The organism is Pseudomonas sp. 25 R 14 (assembly GCF_900004755.1).
GTDB classification, from domain to species: domain Bacteria; phylum Pseudomonadota; class Gammaproteobacteria; order Pseudomonadales; family Pseudomonadaceae; genus Aquipseudomonas; species Aquipseudomonas brenneri.
The window spans coordinates 149,816-167,909 of record NZ_CVTS01000038.1 but is presented as its reverse complement, the minus strand read 5'-3'; the positions used below and the strand labels follow the sequence as shown (position 1 = coordinate 167,909).

The following is an 18,094-nucleotide window of genomic DNA, read 5'->3' as shown; positions in this document are numbered from 1 at the left end:
GCTCGCGAAAAACCTGAGCGCGCTGCGGTTACCCAGTCAGCACGGGTTTGCGTTGACGTCTTTCGCGAGCAAGCTCGCTCCTACAATAAAAAAATTGATCGCCCCTACTTTTTCGTTTCTGCCTCAAACCAAGAATAAACAAGAGGATAACGATATGAGCACAACCCCCGCGCCCGACGGCGTGCTGAAACCTACCTTGAGTGTGTTCGATGTGGTGGCCATTACCGTTTCGGCGGTGACTCCGGCCAGTTCCGTGTTTGTTATCGCCCCGTTTGCAATCCAGCAAGCCGGGAGCGGTGTGTTCCTGGCGTTTGTAATGGCCGGGCTGCTGGCGCTGATGTTCGCCTTTTGCTACGCCGAACTGGGGCGCGCCCATAACAGTGCAGGTGGCGAGTATGTGTACGCCAAGCGCGTGTTTGGCGGCATGGCCGGCTACGCGACCTTCCTCACGGTGCTGGTGATGCTGCTGTTTATCCCGCCGGTCCTGGCCACCGGCGCGGCGACTTACCTCAATAACGCCTTGGGTACGAAGTTCGACTCACAAACCGTGGCCCTGGTGATTGTGGTGTGCAGCTACGCCCTGGGCATTCTCAACATCAAGCTCAATGCATGGATTACCGGCACCTGCCTGCTGTTGGAGGTGGCGGCTTTGCTGGTGATTGTGTTTATCGGTTTCGGTAACCCGGTGCAGCCCGCCAGCGTGCTGTTCCAGCCGCAGATCGTCGAAAACGGCGTGCTGCACCTCGCGCCCTGGGCCCTGGTGATCGGTGCTGTCGGCATCGGCCTGTTCTCGTTCAATGGTTATGGCCCGGCGGTGTTGTTGGCCGAAGACATGAAATGCGGCGGCAAGGGCGTGCACAAGGCAGTGCTGTGGTCCCTGGGCCTGGTGGTGGTGATCGAGTTGGTGCCAATCACCGCGCTGTTGATCGGCGCTCCCTCGCTCAGTGAGATGATCAGCAGCCCGGACCCCATCGGCTATCTGCTGACCAGCCATGGCAACGAAACCCTGTCGCGGCTGGTCAGTGCCGGGATCTTCCTCTCGGTGTTCAATGCGATTGTCGCCATCGTGATCCAGATCGGCCGGGTAGTGTTCAGCAGCGGTCGCGATGCGCTGTGGACACCGACCATCAACAAACTCTTCACCCGTATCCACCCGCGCTGGGATTCGCCATGGCTGGCCACGCTGTTCCTGGCGGTCCCTTCGGCGCTACTCAGTTTCAGCTCCAACCTGGCCGACCTGACGTCCTTCAGTGTGTTGCTGATCATGCTGGTGTACCTGATCGTCGCCTTGAGCGCGCTGATGAGCCGGGTGCTGTTGCGCGACCGCGAGCATCCGTACCGCATGCCCCTGTGGCCGGTACCGGCATTGCTGGCCGTGGCCGGCGCGGGTTATCTGTTGCTCACCTTGTTTATCGCAGCATCCATGCGCGACATCATGATTATCATCGGCCTGCTGGCGTTGTCGGTGGTCCTGTATTGCATCAGCGGCCGGTCGAGTCCGGCGTTTCAGAAACTGTAAGGAGTGATTATGCGCGCACGTCAATTGGGCATTACGTTGGGGCTGGGGATACCCGGCGAATTGAATGCGATTACCGATGTCCCTGGGGTTCGGGTCGGTCACAGCACGGTCAAGGCGCAGATCGATGGCAAGCAGGTGCGCACCGGGGTCACGCTGATCCAGCCGCGGGCCGGTGCTGCTCGCCTGCAGCCGTGTTTTGCCGGGTATCACGTGCTCAATGGCAACGGCGACGCCACCGGCCTTGAGTGGATCGGCGAAGCCGGGCTGTTGACCACGCCCCTGGCGATCACCAATACCCACAGTATCGGTATTGTGCGCGACACCTTGATCGCCCTGGAGCGCGACAGCCTGGCTGACCCGGCGGTGTACTGGTGCATGCCGGTGGTGATGGAAACCTATGACGGCCTGCTCAACGATATCTGGGGCCAGCACATCGGCCCGGAGCATGTGCTCCAAGCCATGGCCAATGCAGAATCGGGCCCGGTGCAGGAAGGCGCGGTGGGTGGCGGCACCGGGATGATTTGCCATGAGTTCAAGGGCGGCATTGGCAGCGCCTCGCGCAAGTTGCCAGGGGAGCAGGGCGGCTGGACCGTTGGCGTGCTGGTGCAGGCCAACCACGGCAAGCGCCAGGAACTGCGAGTCGATGGCTATCCGGTGGGGCGACACCTGATGGAAATTGCCTCGCCGTTTGCCGCTCGTGGCACCCCGGGCATGGGCTCCATTGTGGTGATTATCGCTACCGACGCACCGTTATTGCCCCACCAGTGTCAGCGCCTGGCGCAACGCGCATCCATCGGTATTGCACGCACCGGCGGCGGTACCGAGGATTCCAGTGGCGATCTGTTCCTGGCGTTTGCCACCGGCAACCAGGACCTGCCGGCGGCAGATTACGGGCGCAAGGATTTACCGCTCAGCACGGCACTGAACATGGTCAATAACGATCATATTTCGCCGTTGTTCAGTGCGGCGGCGGAGGCGGTGGAAGAAGCCATCATCAACGCGATCCTCGCAGGGGAGGACATGACCACTGCCGAAGGTGTGCTGGTGCCGGGTTTGGATGGGCGGACGTTGCTCGAAGCGCTGCACCAGACTGGTTGGCAACGACCTTGAAATCGCCAGCGAATCATCGACGTATTAGCAAGCTGTCAATAATAATAAAACAATGGCTGCTTAATATTTACAATGACACGGTGGCACTTTAAAAGTGCACCCCACTCAATATATTGGATCCATTCAATATTGAAATGTGACCTGTCTGGCATTTAACTGTTTAGCATTATTTAATATTTAAATAGCCGGGCTTGCGTCGCGCTGCTCATTACGCAGGATAGAAGACGTATTTCCCAATGTTTGCAGGCATTATTCGTTCTGCGCACTTTCCTGGCAAAAAAAGTGCTGGACGTCTGATTTAAAATTGTGTCAGTTTTCTTTCGCCTTCATAAGAGGCGAGTGATAGGACGCTCTCGCCGGAGAGCGTCGCTATCGGACAAAAACTGTTCCACTTGCAAACAAGGAAGTACGTTTATGTCGAAAGTAAAAGACAAAGCTATTGTCTCGGCAGCTCAAGCAAGTAGTGCCTATTCACAGATCGATAGCTTTAGCCATTTGTATGACCGTGGCGGCAATCTCACGGTCAATGGCAAACCTTCGTTCTCTGTCGACCAGGCAGCGGACCATTTGCTGCGCGAAAACGCGGCCTACCGGGACGTTGACGGCAACGGCAGGATCGATCTTACCTACACCTTCCTGACTTCGGCCTCCTCGGCGACCATGAACAAGCATGGTATCTCCGGGTTCAGCCAGTTCAGCAACCTGCAAAAAGGCCAGGCCGTACTGGCCATGCAATCCTGGGCCGATGTGGCCAATGTCACCTTCACCGAGAAAGCCTCGGGCGGCGACTTCCACATGACCTTCGGCAACTACAGTGCGGGCCAGGATGGCGCCGCGGCTTTTGCCTATCTGCCGGGCACCAATGAGAAGTACAACACAAGTGGCACGGATGGCACTTCCTGGTACCTGATCAACCGAGGCTACACCGATAACATCAACCCTGGCCTGAACAACTACGGACGCCAGACCCTGACTCACGAAATCGGCCACACCCTGGGCCTGGATCACCCTGGCGACTACAACGCCGGGACCGGCAACCCGTCTTACAAAGACGCGGACTACGGCCAGGACACCCGTGGCTACAGCGTCATGAGCTACTGGAGTGAGTTCAACACCAACCAGAACTTCACCAAGGGCGGGGTAGAGGCCTATGCCTCCGGCCCGCTGATCGACGATATTGCGGCAATCCAGAAGCTCTATGGTGCCAACTACAACACCCGTGCCGGTGATACCACCTACGGGTTCAACTCCAACACCGGGCGCGACCACCTCAGCGCCACGTCCAATGCCGACAAGCTGGTGTTCTCGGTGTGGGACGGCGGTGGCAATGACACCCTGGACTTCTCCGGCTTTACCCAGAACCAGAAAATCAACCTCAACGAGACCTCGTTCTCTGACGTGGGCGGCCTGGTGGGTAACGTGTCGATCGCCCAGGGTGTGACCGTGGAAAACGCCTTCGGTGGCTCGGGCAACGACCTGCTGATCGGTAATGCGGCGGCCAACACCCTCAAGGGTGGTGCCGGCAATGACCTGATCTACGGTGGCGGCGGTGCTGACAAACTGTGGGGCGGTGCGGGTTCGGACACCTTTGTGTTCGGTGCCAGTTCCGATTCCAAGCCAGGTGCAGCGGATCAGATCCTCGACTTCACCTCGGGTTCGGACAAGATCGACCTGACCGGTATCACCCAGGGGAGCGGCCTGAATTTCGTCAACGCCTTCACAGGCAGCGCCGGTGATGCCGTGCTGACCTACGCCTCGGGTACCAACCTGGGCACGTTGGCGGTGGACTTCTCTGGGCACGGCGTGGCGGACTTCCTCGTCACCACCGTAGGCCAGGCGGCCTACAGCGACATCGTGGCTTGATCAAGGCTTAACGAAGGGCGGCGCCCTGGCGCTGCTCTTTGCTTGCAACAACCCCGTGAACGGGTAATGGTGATGACTATTTTTCGCAACGCAATCGCCTGGTTGATCCCGGCATTGCTGGTGTCGGCAGGAGCCCACGCAATGGCAAGCAGTCTTGTTTTACCCAGCACCACGCAACTGGCCGGCCATTGGCAGCTGCGACAGCAGGAGCAGGTCTGCGAGCTGGATCTGATTGCCCAGCCCAACGGCCTCAAAGGGGATGTGCAGTGTGCGCAACAGTGGCTGGGAGAAAAACCCCAGACATGGCTGCCCACGCCAGATGGAATACTGCTGATAAATGCCGAGGGGACGGGGATTGCCCATTTGAGCCGGCAGAAAGACGGTGAATATACGGTGACTTCCAAGTCCGGACTCGCCTTGATATTGCAGCGCACACAATAATTGAACAAATGGTTATATCGTTATAACCACTGACCGTAGAGTCATTTATTGAAAGTGACAGTCGTCTATCTGTCACTTTTGATGAACTAAGCATGATTGAAGTAGTTGCCTGCCCCATTATGGCGCGCCGGGCAAACTGCTGTGTGTATTTCAGCCCCGGGGAAGATCAAGCAACATGGCGAAGACCACTCCTGCCGCACCCTTGTTTAAGGCCCTTGGCGCTTATAAAAGTATCCTGATCAGCGTCGGCTGTTTTACGGCGTTGATTAACCTGCTGATGCTGGTGCCGTCCATTTATATGTTGCAAGTCTATGACCGGGTGCTGTCATCACAGAACGAAACCACCCTGGTCATGCTGACCCTGATGGTGGTGGGCTTCTTTGCCTTTATCGGCACCCTGGAAGTGGTGCGCAGCTTTATCGTGATCCGCATCGGCAGCCAGTTGGAGCGACGGTTCAACCTGCAGGTGTACAAGGCTGCTTTCGAGCGCAACCTGCAACGTGGCGAAGGCCACGCCGGGCAATCCCTGGGGGATTTGACCCATATTCGCCAGTTCCTCACGGGGCCTGCGCTGTTTGCCTTCTTTGATGCGCCGTGGTTCCCCATCTACTTGCTGGTGATCTTCCTGTTCAACGTGTGGCTCGGGGTGTTGGCCACGGCGGGTGCAGTGTTGTTGATCGCTTTGGCTTGCCTCAATGAATACCTGACCAAAAAACCGTTGCGCGAAGCCAGCGGTTATTCCCAGCAGTCCACCCAATTGGCCACCAGTCACTTGCACAATGCCGAGACCATCCAGGCCATGGGCATGCTTGGGGCGTTGCGCAGCCGTTGGTTCCAGGTGCATTCACGGTTCCTCGGCTTGCAGAACCAGGCCAGCGACACCGGTTCGGTGATCAGTTCCCTGAGCAAATCCCTGCGCCTGCTCCTGCAATCTTTGGTGCTGGGGCTCGGTGCCTTGTTGGTGATCAAGGGCCAGATGACCGCCGGGATGATGATCGCCGGGACCATTCTGATGGGCCGAGTGCTCAGCCCGATCGACCAGTTGATCGCGGTGTGGAAGCAATGGAGCTCGGCCAAGCTGGCCTACCAGCGCCTGGATGAGCTGTTGCAGGAGTTTCCGCCCGGGGCGCAGGCCATGGCATTGCCGGCGCCCAAGGGGCAGGTGAGTTTCGAGCAGGTCAGCGCCGGGCCTCCGGGGCGGCGGGTGGCGACCTTGCATCAGGTCAGTTTCAACCTGGCGGCCGGCGAAGTACTGGGTGTGCTGGGGGCCTCCGGCTCCGGCAAGTCGACCCTGGCGCGGGTGCTGGTGGGCGTGTGGCCGACCCTGGCCGGCACGGTGCGCCTGGATGGCGCCGACATTCATCGCTGGGACCGCGACGACCTCGGTCCGCACGTCGGTTACTTGCCCCAGGACATCGAACTGTTCAGCGGCAGCATCGCCGATAACATCGCGCGCTTTCGCCAGGCTGACCCCGAGCAGGTGGTGCAGGCTGCCCAGCAAGCCGGTGTGCATGACTTGATCCTGCGCTTGCCCCAGGGCTACGACACGGTCTTGGGCGACGACGGCAGCGGCCTGTCCGGCGGGCAGAAACAACGGGTGGCCCTGGCCCGCGCGCTGTATGGCGGGCCGCGCCTGATCGTGCTCGACGAACCCAATTCCAACCTCGATACCGTGGGCGAGGCCGCTTTGGCCAGCGCCATCATGCAGATGAAAGCCCAGGGCAGCAGCGTGATCCTGGTGACCCACCGCTCTTCGGCGCTGGCCCAGGCCGACAAACTGCTGGTGCTCAACGAGGGCCGCCTGCAAGCGTTCGGCCCGAGCCAGGAGGTGCTGCGAGCGCTGTCCGGGCAACCGGAACAACCCCGTGAAAAGGCCGGCGTCAGCCTCAACCGTCAATACCCTGCGGCAAGGAATCCAGGCCAATGAGCACCGATAACAGCCTGCCAAACGAACAGACCTTTCCCGAGCGCGATGCGCGTTTTTTCTCCCGCCTGGGCTGGCTGATGACGGTGGTCGGTGCCGGCGGGTTCTTCCTCTGGGCCAGCCTGGCGCCCCTGGACCAGGGCATTCCTGTGCAGGGTACGGTGGTGGTGTCCGGCAAACGCAAGGCCGTGCAAACCCTGAGCCCTGGCGTGGTCAGCCGGATCCTGGTGCGCGAAGGCGAGGTGGTCAAGCAAGGCCAGCCGTTGTTTCGCCTCGACCAGACCCAAAGCCAGGCCGATGTGCATTCCCTGCAAGCCCAGTACCGCATGGCCTGGGCCAGTGTTGCCCGCTGGCAGAGCGAGCGCGACAGCTTACCTTCGGTGATGTTTCCCGCCGAACTGAGCGCTAGCCCCGATCCTGCGCTGGCCTTGGTGCTGGAGGGCCAGCGCCAGTTGTTCAGCAGCCGGCGTGAGGCCTTTGCCCGCGAACAGGCCGGGATCCGCGCCAGTATCGAAGGCGCCAGCGCTCAGCTCAATGGTATGCGCCGTGCGCGCACGGACTTGAACGCCCAGGCGCAATCGCTGCGTGATCAACTGAGCAACCTGCAACCGTTGGCCGACAATGGCTACATCCCGCGCAACCGCTTGCTGGAGTACCAGCGCCAACTGTCACAGGTGCAGCAGGACCTGGCGCAGAACACCGGTGAAAGCGGGCGTATCGAGCAAGGCATTCTCGAATCACGCCTCAAGTTGCAACAGCACAGCGAGGAGTATCAAAAGGAAGTCCGCAGCCAGTTGGCCGACGCGCAACTGCGCAGCCTGACCCTGGAGCAACAACTGACATCGGCCGGTTTCGACCTGCAACACAGTGAAATCAACGCCCCAGCCGATGGCATTGCCGTCAACCTCGGCGTACACACCGAAGGTGCCGTGGTGCGGGCCGGGGAAACCCTGCTGGAAATCGTGCCCCAGGGCACGCGCCTGGAAGTGGAGGGGCGCCTGCCGGTGAACCTGGTGGACAAGGTCGGCACTCATCTGCCGGTGGACATTCTGTTCACCGCTTTCAACCAGAGCCGTACGCCACGGGTGCCGGGGGAAGTGAGCCTGATCTCTGCCGACCAGATGCTCGACGAAAAGACCGGGGCGCCGTATTACGTGCTGCGCACCACGGTCAGCGACGACGCCCTGGAAAAACTCCACGGCCTGGTGATCAAGCCCGGCATGCCCGCCGAGATGTTTGTGCGTACCGGCGAGCGCTCGTTGCTCAACTATCTGTTCAAGCCGCTGCTCGATCGTGCCGGCTCGGCGCTGACCGAGGAATGAGCATGAAACCAGTGTTCATCGCCTTGCTGCTCGCGTGCAGCAGCGCCCAGGCCGCCATGGGACCGTTTGATGTGTATGAGCAGGCCCTGCGTAATGATCCGGTATTCCTTGGCGCGATCAAGGAGCGTGACGCCGGCCTGGAAAACCGCACCATTGGCCGCGCCGGCCTGTTGCCCCGGCTGTCCTACAACTACAACAAGGGCCGCAACAACTCCCAGGCCAACCTGCCCGATGGCCGTGGTGGTCACTATCACGACGATCGCAACTACAACAGCTTCGGCTCGACCTTCACCCTGCAACAGCCGCTGTTCGACTACGAAGCCTATGCCAACTACCGCAAGGGCGTGGCCCAGGCGCTGTTTGCCGACGAGACTTTCCGCGACAAGAGCCAGGCGCTGTTGGTGCGGGTACTGACCTATTACACCCAGGCCCTGTTCGCCCAGGACCAGATCGAGATTGCCCGGGCCAAGAAGAAGGCGTTCGAGCAGCAGTTCCAGCAGAACCAGCACCTGTTCCAGCAAGGCGAGGGCACGCGCACCGACATTCTGGAGGCGGAGTCGCGTTATGAGCTGGCCACCGCCGAAGAGATCCAGGCCCTGGATGAGCAGGATGCGTCGCTGCGTGAATTGGGGGCATTGCTCGGTGTGCACAGCGTCGATATCGCCGACCTGGCACCGTTGAATCAGGACTTTGCCGCCTTCACCCTGACACCGGCCAACTATGACAGTTGGCATGAGCTGGCAATCACCAACAACCCGACACTGGCCTCTCAGCGCCAGGCCGTGGAAGTGGCGCGTTATGAAGTGGAGCGCAACCGTGCCGGGCACCTGCCACGGGTGACTGCCTACGCCAGCTCGCGCCAGCAAGAGTCCGACAGCAGTAACACCTACAACCAGCGCTACGACACCAACACCATCGGCATTGAAGTCAGCGTGCCGCTGTATGCCGGTGGCGGTGTCTCGGCGTCCACTCGCCAGGCCGCCCGCTCGATGGAACAGGCCGAGTACGAATTGGAGGGCAAGACCCGCGAAACGCTGATCGAACTGCGCCGCCAGTTCAGCGCTTGTCTGTCTGGTGTGAGCAAGCTGCGCGCCTATCAAAAGGCCCTGGCCTCCGCCGAAGCGCTGGTGGTGTCGACCAAGCAAAGCATCCTTGGCGGCGAGCGCGTCAACCTCGATGCCCTCAACGCCGAACAGCAGCTGTACAGCACCCGTCGCGACCTGGCCCAGGCCCGTTACGACTACCTGATGGCCTGGACCAAATTGCATTACTACGCGGGCAGCCTGCGCGACACCGACCTGGCCAAGGTCGACGAAGCCTTCGGCCCAGCCCAACGCTGACCCTGTAGGGGCCGGTAAGCCGGTGCCTACAGGGGCGTAACAAACACAATAAAAAGAGGAAGGTCACCGTGAACGTAAAGCAACGAGGCTATCACTGCGTGATGCTGTGTGGGCTGGCCTCCCTGGGGACCGCCCAGGCCGCCCCCTATGTGGAAACCGGTAAGTTGGGCGACCCCGCCAGTTGGCGTTCGGCCGAGTTCCAGCGGGACTGGGGCCTGGGGCGTATGCAGGCCGAGCAAGCCTATGCCGCGGGAATCAGCGGTGCCGGGGTCAAGATCGGTGCGCTGGACTCGGGCTTCGATGCCAGCCATCCGGAGGCCTCCCCGGAGCGCTTTCGCCCAGTGACCGCCAGCGGTACTTATGTAGATGGCAACCCGTTCTCCACCACTGGCGCACTGAACCCCAACAACGACTCCCACGGCACCCACGTCACCGGCACCATGGGCGCGGCCCGTGACGGCAACGGCATGCATGGCGTTGCCTACAACGCGCAGATCTATGTGGGCAATACCAACGCCAACGACAGCTTCCTGTTTGGCCCAACACCCGACCCCAAATATTTCAAGGCGGTGTACAGCGCCATGGTCGACTCTGGAGTGCGGGCGATCAACAACAGTTGGGGCAGCCAACCCAAGGATGTCAGCTATCAGACCCTGGCCGGCCTGCACGCCGCCTACGCGCAACACTTCAACCAGGGCACGTGGCTGGATGCCGCCGCCGATGTGGCCCGGGCCGGGGTGATCAATGTGTTCAGCGCCGGTAACAGCGGCTATGCCAACGCCAGCGTGCGTTCGGCCTTGCCGTACTTTGAACCGGAGTTGGAAGGCCACTGGCTGGCGGTGTCGGGGTTGGACCAGGCGAACAACCAGAAATACAACCAGTGTGGCATTGCCAAGTACTGGTGCATTTCCACCCCCGGCGCAAAGATCGACAGCACCATTCCCGGCGGTGGTTACGCCGTGAAGTCCGGCACCTCGATGTCGGCACCCCATGCCACGGGCGCCTTGGCGCTGGTGATGGAACGCTACCCGTACCTGAACAATGAGCAGGCCCTGCAAGTGCTGCTGACCACCGCCACGCAACTGGATGGTTCCGTGACCGAGGCGCCAACCACCAAGGTCGGCTGGGGCGTGCCGGACCTGGATCGGGCGATGCACGGGCCAGGGCAGTTGCTTGGGACGATGGACGTCAATCTGGCGGCCGGGCAGGGCGATGTATGGAGCAATGGCATCTCGGACAAGGCACTGCTGCAGCGTCAGGCCGAAGACAGCGCCGAGCACCTGGCATGGCAGCAGACCTTGAAGGACAAGGGCTGGGAAAATGGCTTGGGTGCCAATGCCAGCCAGCAGGAGCAGACCGACTATGCCGTGGGCATGGCCCGCGATGCGGCGGCCTCCCAGCGCATCTATCAAGGCAGCCTGATCAAGTCCGGCGCCGGGAGCCTGGTGCTCAGTGGCGACAGCACTTACCGCGGCCCGACCACAGTCAATGCCGGCGTGTTGAAGGTCGATGGTTCTCTGGTATCGCAGGTCACGGTCAACAAGGGTGGCACCCTCGGCGGTGCCGGGCGCGTCGGTGCGCTGCTCGCCAACAGCGGCGCTACGGTGGCGCCGGGCAACTCCATCGGTACCTTGAACGTGGCCGGGGATGTGCGTTTCGAGGCAGGCTCCACCTATGCCGTGGAGCTGTCGGACAGCAGCAGTGACCGGATCGTCGCGGGCGGCCAGGCCACCCTCAATGGCGGCACAGTGACCCTGGCCCTGGAAAACAGCCCGACCCTGCTCAGCCAGCCCCAGGCGCAAAGCCTGATTGGCCGCCAGTACACCATCTTGCAGGCGGCGGGCGGGGTTACCGGCAGTTTTGGTGAGGTCTTGCCCAACTACCTGTTCCTGGGGGGCAACCTCGATTACGCGGCCAACGGTGTGCAACTGGCGATTGCCCGTAATGACGCGAGCTTTGCCAGCGTCGCAGCGACCCGCAACCAGCGCGCCGTGGCCACCGCTGCCGAGCAGTTGGGGGCCGGCAACCCGGTGTATGAAAGCGTGCTGAGTGCCGACTCTACGGTGGTTGCCCGCCAGGCCTTCCAGCAGTTGTCCGGTGAGATCTACCCGGCGGTTGGCGCGATGTTGATCAATGACAGCCGCCATGTGCGCGATGCGGTCGGTGAGCGCCTGCGCCATGTGCCGGCCACGGGCGAAAGCAACCTCTGGATCAAGGCCCTCGGTGCCTGGGGCAAGGCCGACAGCCGTAGCGAATATGCCGGTTACACCCGTTCGATCGGCGGGATGCTGCTCGGGGTTGATGGCCAGTTGGACGAACAGACCCGCGTGGGCGTGATGGCCGGTTACAGCAACAGCTCGCTGAACATGGGCGATGGCACGCACTCGTCGGCCGATGTCGACAGCTATCACCTGGGTACTTATGCCGGGCGCGAGCTGGGTAACTGGCGCCTCAGTGCAGGCGGCGCCTACAGCTGGCATCGCGGTGATGTGCAGCGCGACCTGCAATACGGCGACGTCAGCGGCAAACAGAAGGCCAAGTTGGATGCGCGCAGCCTCCAGGTATTCACCGAAGCGGCCTACCGCTTGAACCTGCAAGCGCTGGCCCTGGAGCCGTTTGCCAACCTGGCCTATGTGCACCTGGACAGCGAACGTTTCCATGAAAAAGGTGATAGCGCAGCCCTGCAGCGCGGCAGTGATCGTCGTGACGCAACCCTCGGCACCCTGGGCCTGCGCGCCCTCAAAACCCTGGCGCTCAATGACCAGCAGCAACTGGAGCTTTCCGCTTCCCTGGGCTGGCAGCACAGCCTGTCGCCGGTGGAATCCGAGGAGCACCTGGCCTTTGTTGCCGGCGGTCCATCGTTCGCCGTGCGCAGTACACCGTTGCAACGCGATGCCGCGCTGGTGGGGTTGAAGGCCAGCCTGGCGTTGAACGCGGCGACGCGGGTCAACCTCGACTACAGCGGCCAATTGGCTTCCAGGGAGAAGAACCAAGGCGTGGGCTTGAGCCTCGATTGGCAGTTCTGAATCGGCTCCAACAAAAAGAACAACAAACGCAACAAAACTAAGGAAGGTCACCGTGAACGTAAAACAACGAGGGTTTCACTCCGCCATCCCAACAGGCCCGGGCTACCCGCTCAAGGTCCTGAGCTGCGTGCCATACGGCGCGTTGCTGTGTTGCCTGGCCAGCCTGGGTACCGCCCAGGCCGCACCCTACGTGGAAACCGGCAAACTGGGGGATGTCGCCAGTTGGCGCAGCAGTGAATTCAAGGCTGATTGGGGCCTGGGCGCGGTCAACGCCGATGTGGCCTATGCCGCCGGCTATAGCGGCAAGGGCGTGAAGCTGGGGATTTTCGACCAGCCGGTGTATGCCCAGCACCCGGAGTTTTCCAGCCCTGGCAAGGTGCAGGTGCTGGTCACCGAAGGCATCCGCCAATACACCGACCCGTATATCCCGGTGAAGGCCGGTGATGCGTTCCGCTACGACGGCACGCCGTCCCTGGGCTCCAACGGCAAACTGGGTGACCACGGCACCCATGTCGGCGGTATTGCTGCCGGCGACCGTAACGGTGGGCCGATGCATGGCGTGGCGTACAACGCGCAGATCCTCAGCGCCGAGAACGGCGACCCGGGGCCCGAAGACGGGATCATCCTGGGCAACGACGGTGCGGTGTACCAGGCCGGCTGGGACAGCCTGGTGGCCCATGGCGCGCGCATCATCAACAACAGCTGGGGCATCGGCATCGGTGACCAGTTTGCCAAGGGCGGCAAGGATCCGGCGTTCCCGCATTTCAGCCTCAGCGATGCGCAGGCCCAGTTCGACCAGATCAAGCCGTTGCTGGGCACGGCACCCGGTGGCGCCTATACGGGGGCGATCAATGCAGCGCGCAGCGGGGTGCTGACGATCTTTGCCGCAGGTAACGACTACAACCTGAACAACCCCGATGCAATCTCTGGCCTGGCCTATTTTGTGCCGGAGATCGTGCCCAACTGGTTGTCGGTGGCGGCGTTGCAGCGCAACCCGGACACCAGCAGCGCCAACCCTTATGTGATCAGCACCTTCTCATCGCGCTGCGGTTATGCCGCCAGCTTCTGTGTGTCGGCACCGGGTACCGCGATTTACAGCTCGGTGATGGTAGGCACTACGGTCGATAACATGACCTTGGGCTGGAACAATAAAAACGGCACCTCGATGGCCGCCCCCCACGTGGCTGGCGCCGCCGCCGTGTTGATGGAGCGGTTCCCGTATATGAGCGGCGAGCAGATTTCCACGCTGCTCAAGACCACGGCCACCGACCTTGGCGCAGCAGGCATCGACTCGTTGTACGGCTGGGGCATGATCAACCTGGGCAAGGCGGTCAGCGGGCCGGGGATGTTCATCACTGCCGAGGACATTCCGACTGAGTTTCGCATCGACGGCGGCTATGGCAGTGGCCAGTTTGTCGCTGACTTGCCGGGGGTTGGGGCGGTGGTCGATGCAGGCAAACCCACCGAACGTGTGTGCAACGATGTGCACTGCGGGCGGGATGTGTGGAGCAACGACATTTCCGGTCACGGCGGCCTGACCAAGCAAGGCATCGGCACGCTGGTCCTGACCGGCAACAACACCTACAGCGGGCCGACCCTGGTCAATCAAGGGCTGTTGGCGGTCAATGGTTCGCTTACATCGCAGGTTACGGTCAGCAACAGCGGGGTGCTGGGCGGTTCCGGCAGCATCGGCGCGCTGACGGCGAAAAGCGGCGGCACCGTGGCCCCGGGCAATTCCATCGGCACCTTGAACGTGGCTGGCGACGTCAACTTCGATGCAGGTTCCACCTATGCGGTAGAGCTGTCGAACACCAGCAGTGACCGCATCGTCGCCGGCGGCAAGGCGACCCTCAACGGCGGCACCGTGACCCTGGCCCTGGAGAACAGCCCGACACTGCTCAGCCAGCCTGAAGCCCAAAGCCTGATCGGCCGCCAGTACAACATCTTGCAGGCGGCCGGGGGAATTACCGGTAGCTTCGCGCAGGTATTGCCCAACTACCTGTTTGTCGGCGGCAACCTGAACTATGGCGCCAATGGTGTGCAATTGGATGTCGCGCGCACGGCCAACAGCTTCGCCAGCGTGGCAGTGACCGATAACCAACGTGCCGTGGCGGCCGCTGCCGAGCAACTGGGCGCTGGTAACGGTGTCTATGAAAGCCTGCTGCTGGCGCCGAGTGCGGCGTCGGCGCAAGGTGCGTTCCAACAACTGTCGGGGGAAATCTACCCGGCCCTGGAAACCGCGCTGGTCAATGACAACCGCTACCTGCGTGAAGCGGTGGGCGAGCGCCTGCAGCAGGGGGAAATGGGCACCTCGCCACAGACCATCGACACGCGTGGCAACGTCTGGGTCAAGGCCCTCGGCGCCTGGGGTAAAACCGACAGCAGCAGCGACACGGCGGGCTACACCACCTCCATCGGCGGCCTGCTGGCTGGTGTGGACGGTGCGCTGGATGAAGACACGCGCCTGGGACTGGTTGCCGGCTACAGCGACACCTCGCTGAACATGGGCGATGGCACCCACTCGCGGGCATCAGTGGACAGCTACCACTTTGGTGCCTATGCCGGTCACGAAATCGGTGCCTGGCGCCTGAGCGGTGGGGCGACCTACAGCTGGCATCGCGCCGATGTGAAGCGTGAATTGCAATACGGCGAGGTTGCCGGCAAGCAAAAAGCCAAGGTCGATGCCCGCAGCACCCAGGTCTTCACCGAAGCGGCTTACCGTTTGAACCTGCAACCGCTGGCACTGGAGCCGTTCGCCAACCTGGCCTATGTGCACCTGGACAGCGATGGGTTCAGCGAGAAAGGCGACGCCGCAGCGCTCAAGGGCGGCGACGACACGCGCGACCTGGTCCTCAGCACCCTCGGTGTACGGGCCTTGAAGACCTTCAACCTCACCGACCATCAGGCGCTGGACGTTTCCGGCACCCTGGGCTGGCAGCACAACCTCAGCTCCACCGACTCCGAACGTCACCTGGCGTTTGCTTCGGGCGGCACCTCGTTTGCCGTAGAAAGTTCGCCAATGGTGCGCGATGCCGCCTTGGTGGGCGCGCGCGCCAGCCTGGCGCTGAGCAAGGAGGCGCGGCTGAACTTTGACTACAACGGCCTGCTGGCCAGCAAGGAGAAAATCCACGGCGTGGGCTTGAGCCTCGACTGGGCCTTTTAAACGCTGAAGATTGAAACTGTAGGAGCGAGCTTGCTCGCGAAGGACGTCAACGATAACGCGTATTGGCTAGGTAAACCGCTATCGCGGGCAAACCCGCTCCCACACTGACCGCATTCCAACTGTTTTGGCTTTCTCGACAATTCCAACAAAAGAGAGGCAATACCATGGGTGTCTATGACTACAAAAACCTCACGACCGAGGATTCCAAAGCACTGTTCGCCGATGCCATGGCGATCACGTTGTATTCCTACCACAACCTGGATAACGGCTTTGCCGCGGGGTACCAGCAATACGGCTTCGGCCTGGGGTTGCCGGCCACCCTGGTGCAGGCATTGATAGGCAGCGGCACCTCCCAAGGCGTGATCCCGGGTATCCCGTGGAACCCCGACTCGGAAAAGGCTGCCCTGGATGCGGTGCAAAAGGCAGGCTGGACACCCATCAGCGCGAGCACCCTCGACTATGGCGGCAAGGTCGATGCCCGGGGCACGTTCTTTGGCGAGAAAGCCGGCTACACCAGCGCCCAGGTCGAGGTGCTGGGCAAATACGATGACGCCGGCAAACTGCTGGAAATCGGCATCGCCTTTCGTGGGACTTCAGGGCCCAGGGAGAACCTGATCCTTGATTCAATCGGCGATGTGATCAATGACTTGCTGGCCGCTTTCGGCCCTGCGGACTATGCGAAAAACTACGCGGGCCAAGCGTTTGGCGATTTGCTGGGCAAGGTCGCCGCGTATGCCAGCGCCCAAGGCCTGAGTGGCCAGGATGTACTGGTCAGTGGCCATAGCCTGGGTGGCCTGGCGGTCAACAGCATGGCGGACTTGAGCAACAATAGCTGGGCGGGTTTCTACAAGGACGCCAACTACGTAGCCTATGCCTCGCCGACCCAGAGCAGTGGCGACAAGGTGCTGAACATCGGCTATGAGAACGACCCGGTGTATCGGGCGCTCGACGGTTCGTCGTTCAACCTGTCGTCCCTTGGGGTGCACGACCAACCGCACGCATCCAGCGCCGATAACATCGTCAGCTTCAACGACCACTACGCCTCGACGCTGTGGAACATCCTGCCGTTCTCCATTCTCAACCTGCCGACCTGGATCTCCCATTTACCCACCGGTTATGGCGATGGCATGGGGCGCATCCTTGAGTCGAAGTTCTATGACCTGACCACGCGGGACTCGACCATCATTGTCGCCAACCTATCCGACCCGGCCCGGGCCAATACCTGGGTGCAGGATCTCAATCGCAATGCCGAGACCCACAAGGGCAGCACGTTCATCATCGGCAGCGATAACGATGACCTGATCCAGGGTGGCCGGGGCAATGACTATCTGGAAGGCCGTGCAGGCAACGACACCTTCCGCGATGGCGGTGGCTACAACATCCTGCTGGGCGGCAAAGGGTTCAATACCCTGGACTTGCAGCAGTCGCTGAAAAACGTCGAAGTGGCCAACGATGGCGCAGGCACTTTGTATATCCGCGACGGACAAGGCGGCATCAGCATGACCCGCGATATGGGCGCGGTGGTAAGCAAGGAAAGCTACCTGTGGATTCTCAGCAAGGACGTGACCCACAGCGTCACCGACCAAGGTCTGCTGGCGGGCCGGGACCTGACGGCCTACGCCGCATCGCTCAAGGGTGATGCCGGTGCCAATCTGCTCAAGGCGGGCGATGGCGGGAAATGGCTGTTTGGCCTGGACGGCAATGACCACCTGATCGGCGGCAAGGGCAATGATGTGCTGGTGGGCGGTGCGGGCAATGACCTGCTGGAAGCGGGGGGAGGGCGCAATACCTTTCTGTTTGACGGGGACTTTGGCCAGGACCGGATCGTGGGCTACCAGTCGAGCGACAAATTGGTGTTCATGGGTGTCGAGGGCGTGAATGGGCAGTACAACTACCTCGATCATGCCAAGGCGGTGGGTAGCGACACGCTGCTGACGTTCGGGGATAACTCGGTGACGTTGGTGGGCGTAGGGCTTGGCAGTCTGTCGGCGGATGGGATCGTCATCACCTGAGGCAAGGCACTGCCCCTGTGGGAGCCGGCTTGCCGGCGATGGTCGTTAACGAAAACGCTGGGCACCTGGATCACTGCAGTGCCTGGGCGTTTTTCGCTGGCAAGCCAGCTCCTACAGGGAATCTCTTATTTTTCCTCGCGTACGGTGGCTACATCAGCGGCCTTGACGCGTACACGCTTGCCCGCGATATCGGTAAATTCGTAGAAACCATCCGGTGTCTTGGCATTCGGCGTGTCCTTGGTCAGGTACTGGGTACCGTTTTGCAAGGTCACGACGGTTTGCGTCGAGCAGCCGGCCAATACCAGAAAAGTCATTGCAACCAGCGCCAGGCCACAGTTTTTCATGTTCATAACCCTTACCTTCATCCTTCGAAA

At 61.4% G+C, this 18,094-nt stretch carries 11 protein-coding genes; 10 read left to right on the top strand and 1 reads right to left on the bottom strand.

All coding sequences use genetic code 11. The annotated features are described in order from the left end of the window. Positions 1–154 precede the first annotated feature (154 nt). From BFQ03_RS10635 to BFQ03_RS10590, 10 genes are all read left to right on the top strand, one after another. Complete coding sequence (locus BFQ03_RS10635; protein ID WP_032861149.1) at positions 155–1,519, top strand: APC family permease; 1,365 nt, start codon at positions 155–157, stop codon at positions 1,517–1,519. Between the two features lie 9 nt (positions 1,520–1,528). After that, a complete protein-coding gene (locus tag BFQ03_RS10630; RefSeq protein ID WP_032861148.1) occupies positions 1,529–2,629 on the top strand; it encodes a DmpA family aminopeptidase in 1,101 nt (366 codons plus the stop codon). 414 nt (positions 2,630–3,043) lie between these two features. Then, a complete protein-coding gene (locus BFQ03_RS10625) occupies positions 3,044–4,492 on the top strand; it encodes a serralysin family metalloprotease (protein WP_032861147.1) in 1,449 nt (482 codons plus the stop codon). A 72-nt stretch (positions 4,493–4,564) separates the two neighbouring features. Next, entirely contained in the window at positions 4,565–4,933 is a 369-nt protein-coding gene (locus BFQ03_RS10620) for an AprI/Inh family metalloprotease inhibitor (RefSeq protein WP_032861439.1), read from the top strand. Between the two features lie 175 nt (positions 4,934–5,108). Beyond that, a complete protein-coding gene (locus BFQ03_RS10615; protein WP_032861145.1) occupies positions 5,109–6,860 on the top strand; it encodes a type I secretion system permease/ATPase in 1,752 nt (583 codons plus the stop codon). Further along, entirely contained in the window at positions 6,857–8,179 is a 1,323-nt protein-coding gene (locus BFQ03_RS10610; protein ID WP_032861144.1) for an HlyD family type I secretion periplasmic adaptor subunit, read from the top strand. Before BFQ03_RS10615 ends, BFQ03_RS10610 begins: the two co-directional genes overlap by 4 nt. 2 nt (positions 8,180–8,181) lie before the next feature. Next, positions 8,182–9,519 carry a TolC family outer membrane protein gene (locus BFQ03_RS10605; RefSeq protein ID WP_065943047.1) on the top strand — a complete coding sequence of 446 codons (1,338 nt, stop codon included), beginning with the start codon at positions 8,182–8,184 and terminating at the stop codon, positions 9,517–9,519. Positions 9,520–9,620: 101 nt separating this feature from the next. Further along, on the top strand, positions 9,621–12,545 hold the full coding sequence (locus BFQ03_RS10600) for an autotransporter serine peptidase EprS (protein WP_065943046.1): 2,925 nt from the start codon (positions 9,621–9,623) through the stop codon (positions 12,543–12,545). A 52-nt stretch (positions 12,546–12,597) separates the two neighbouring features. Next, positions 12,598–15,708, top strand: a complete 3,111-nt coding sequence (locus BFQ03_RS10595) for an autotransporter outer membrane beta-barrel domain-containing protein (RefSeq protein ID WP_083204830.1) — start codon at positions 12,598–12,600, stop codon at positions 15,706–15,708. Positions 15,709–15,872: 164 nt separating this feature from the next. Next, positions 15,873–17,720 (top strand): polyurethane esterase, encoded by a 1,848-nt coding sequence (locus tag BFQ03_RS10590; protein WP_065943045.1) that lies wholly within the window; start codon positions 15,873–15,875, stop codon positions 17,718–17,720. A gap of 125 nt (positions 17,721–17,845) precedes the next feature. On the opposite strand, the gene BFQ03_RS10585 is transcribed toward BFQ03_RS10590, so the two are convergent. Beyond that, entirely contained in the window at positions 17,846–18,070 is a 225-nt protein-coding gene (locus BFQ03_RS10585; protein ID WP_032861135.1) for a YgdI/YgdR family lipoprotein, read from the bottom strand. Between the last annotated feature and the right edge of the window lie 24 nt (positions 18,071–18,094).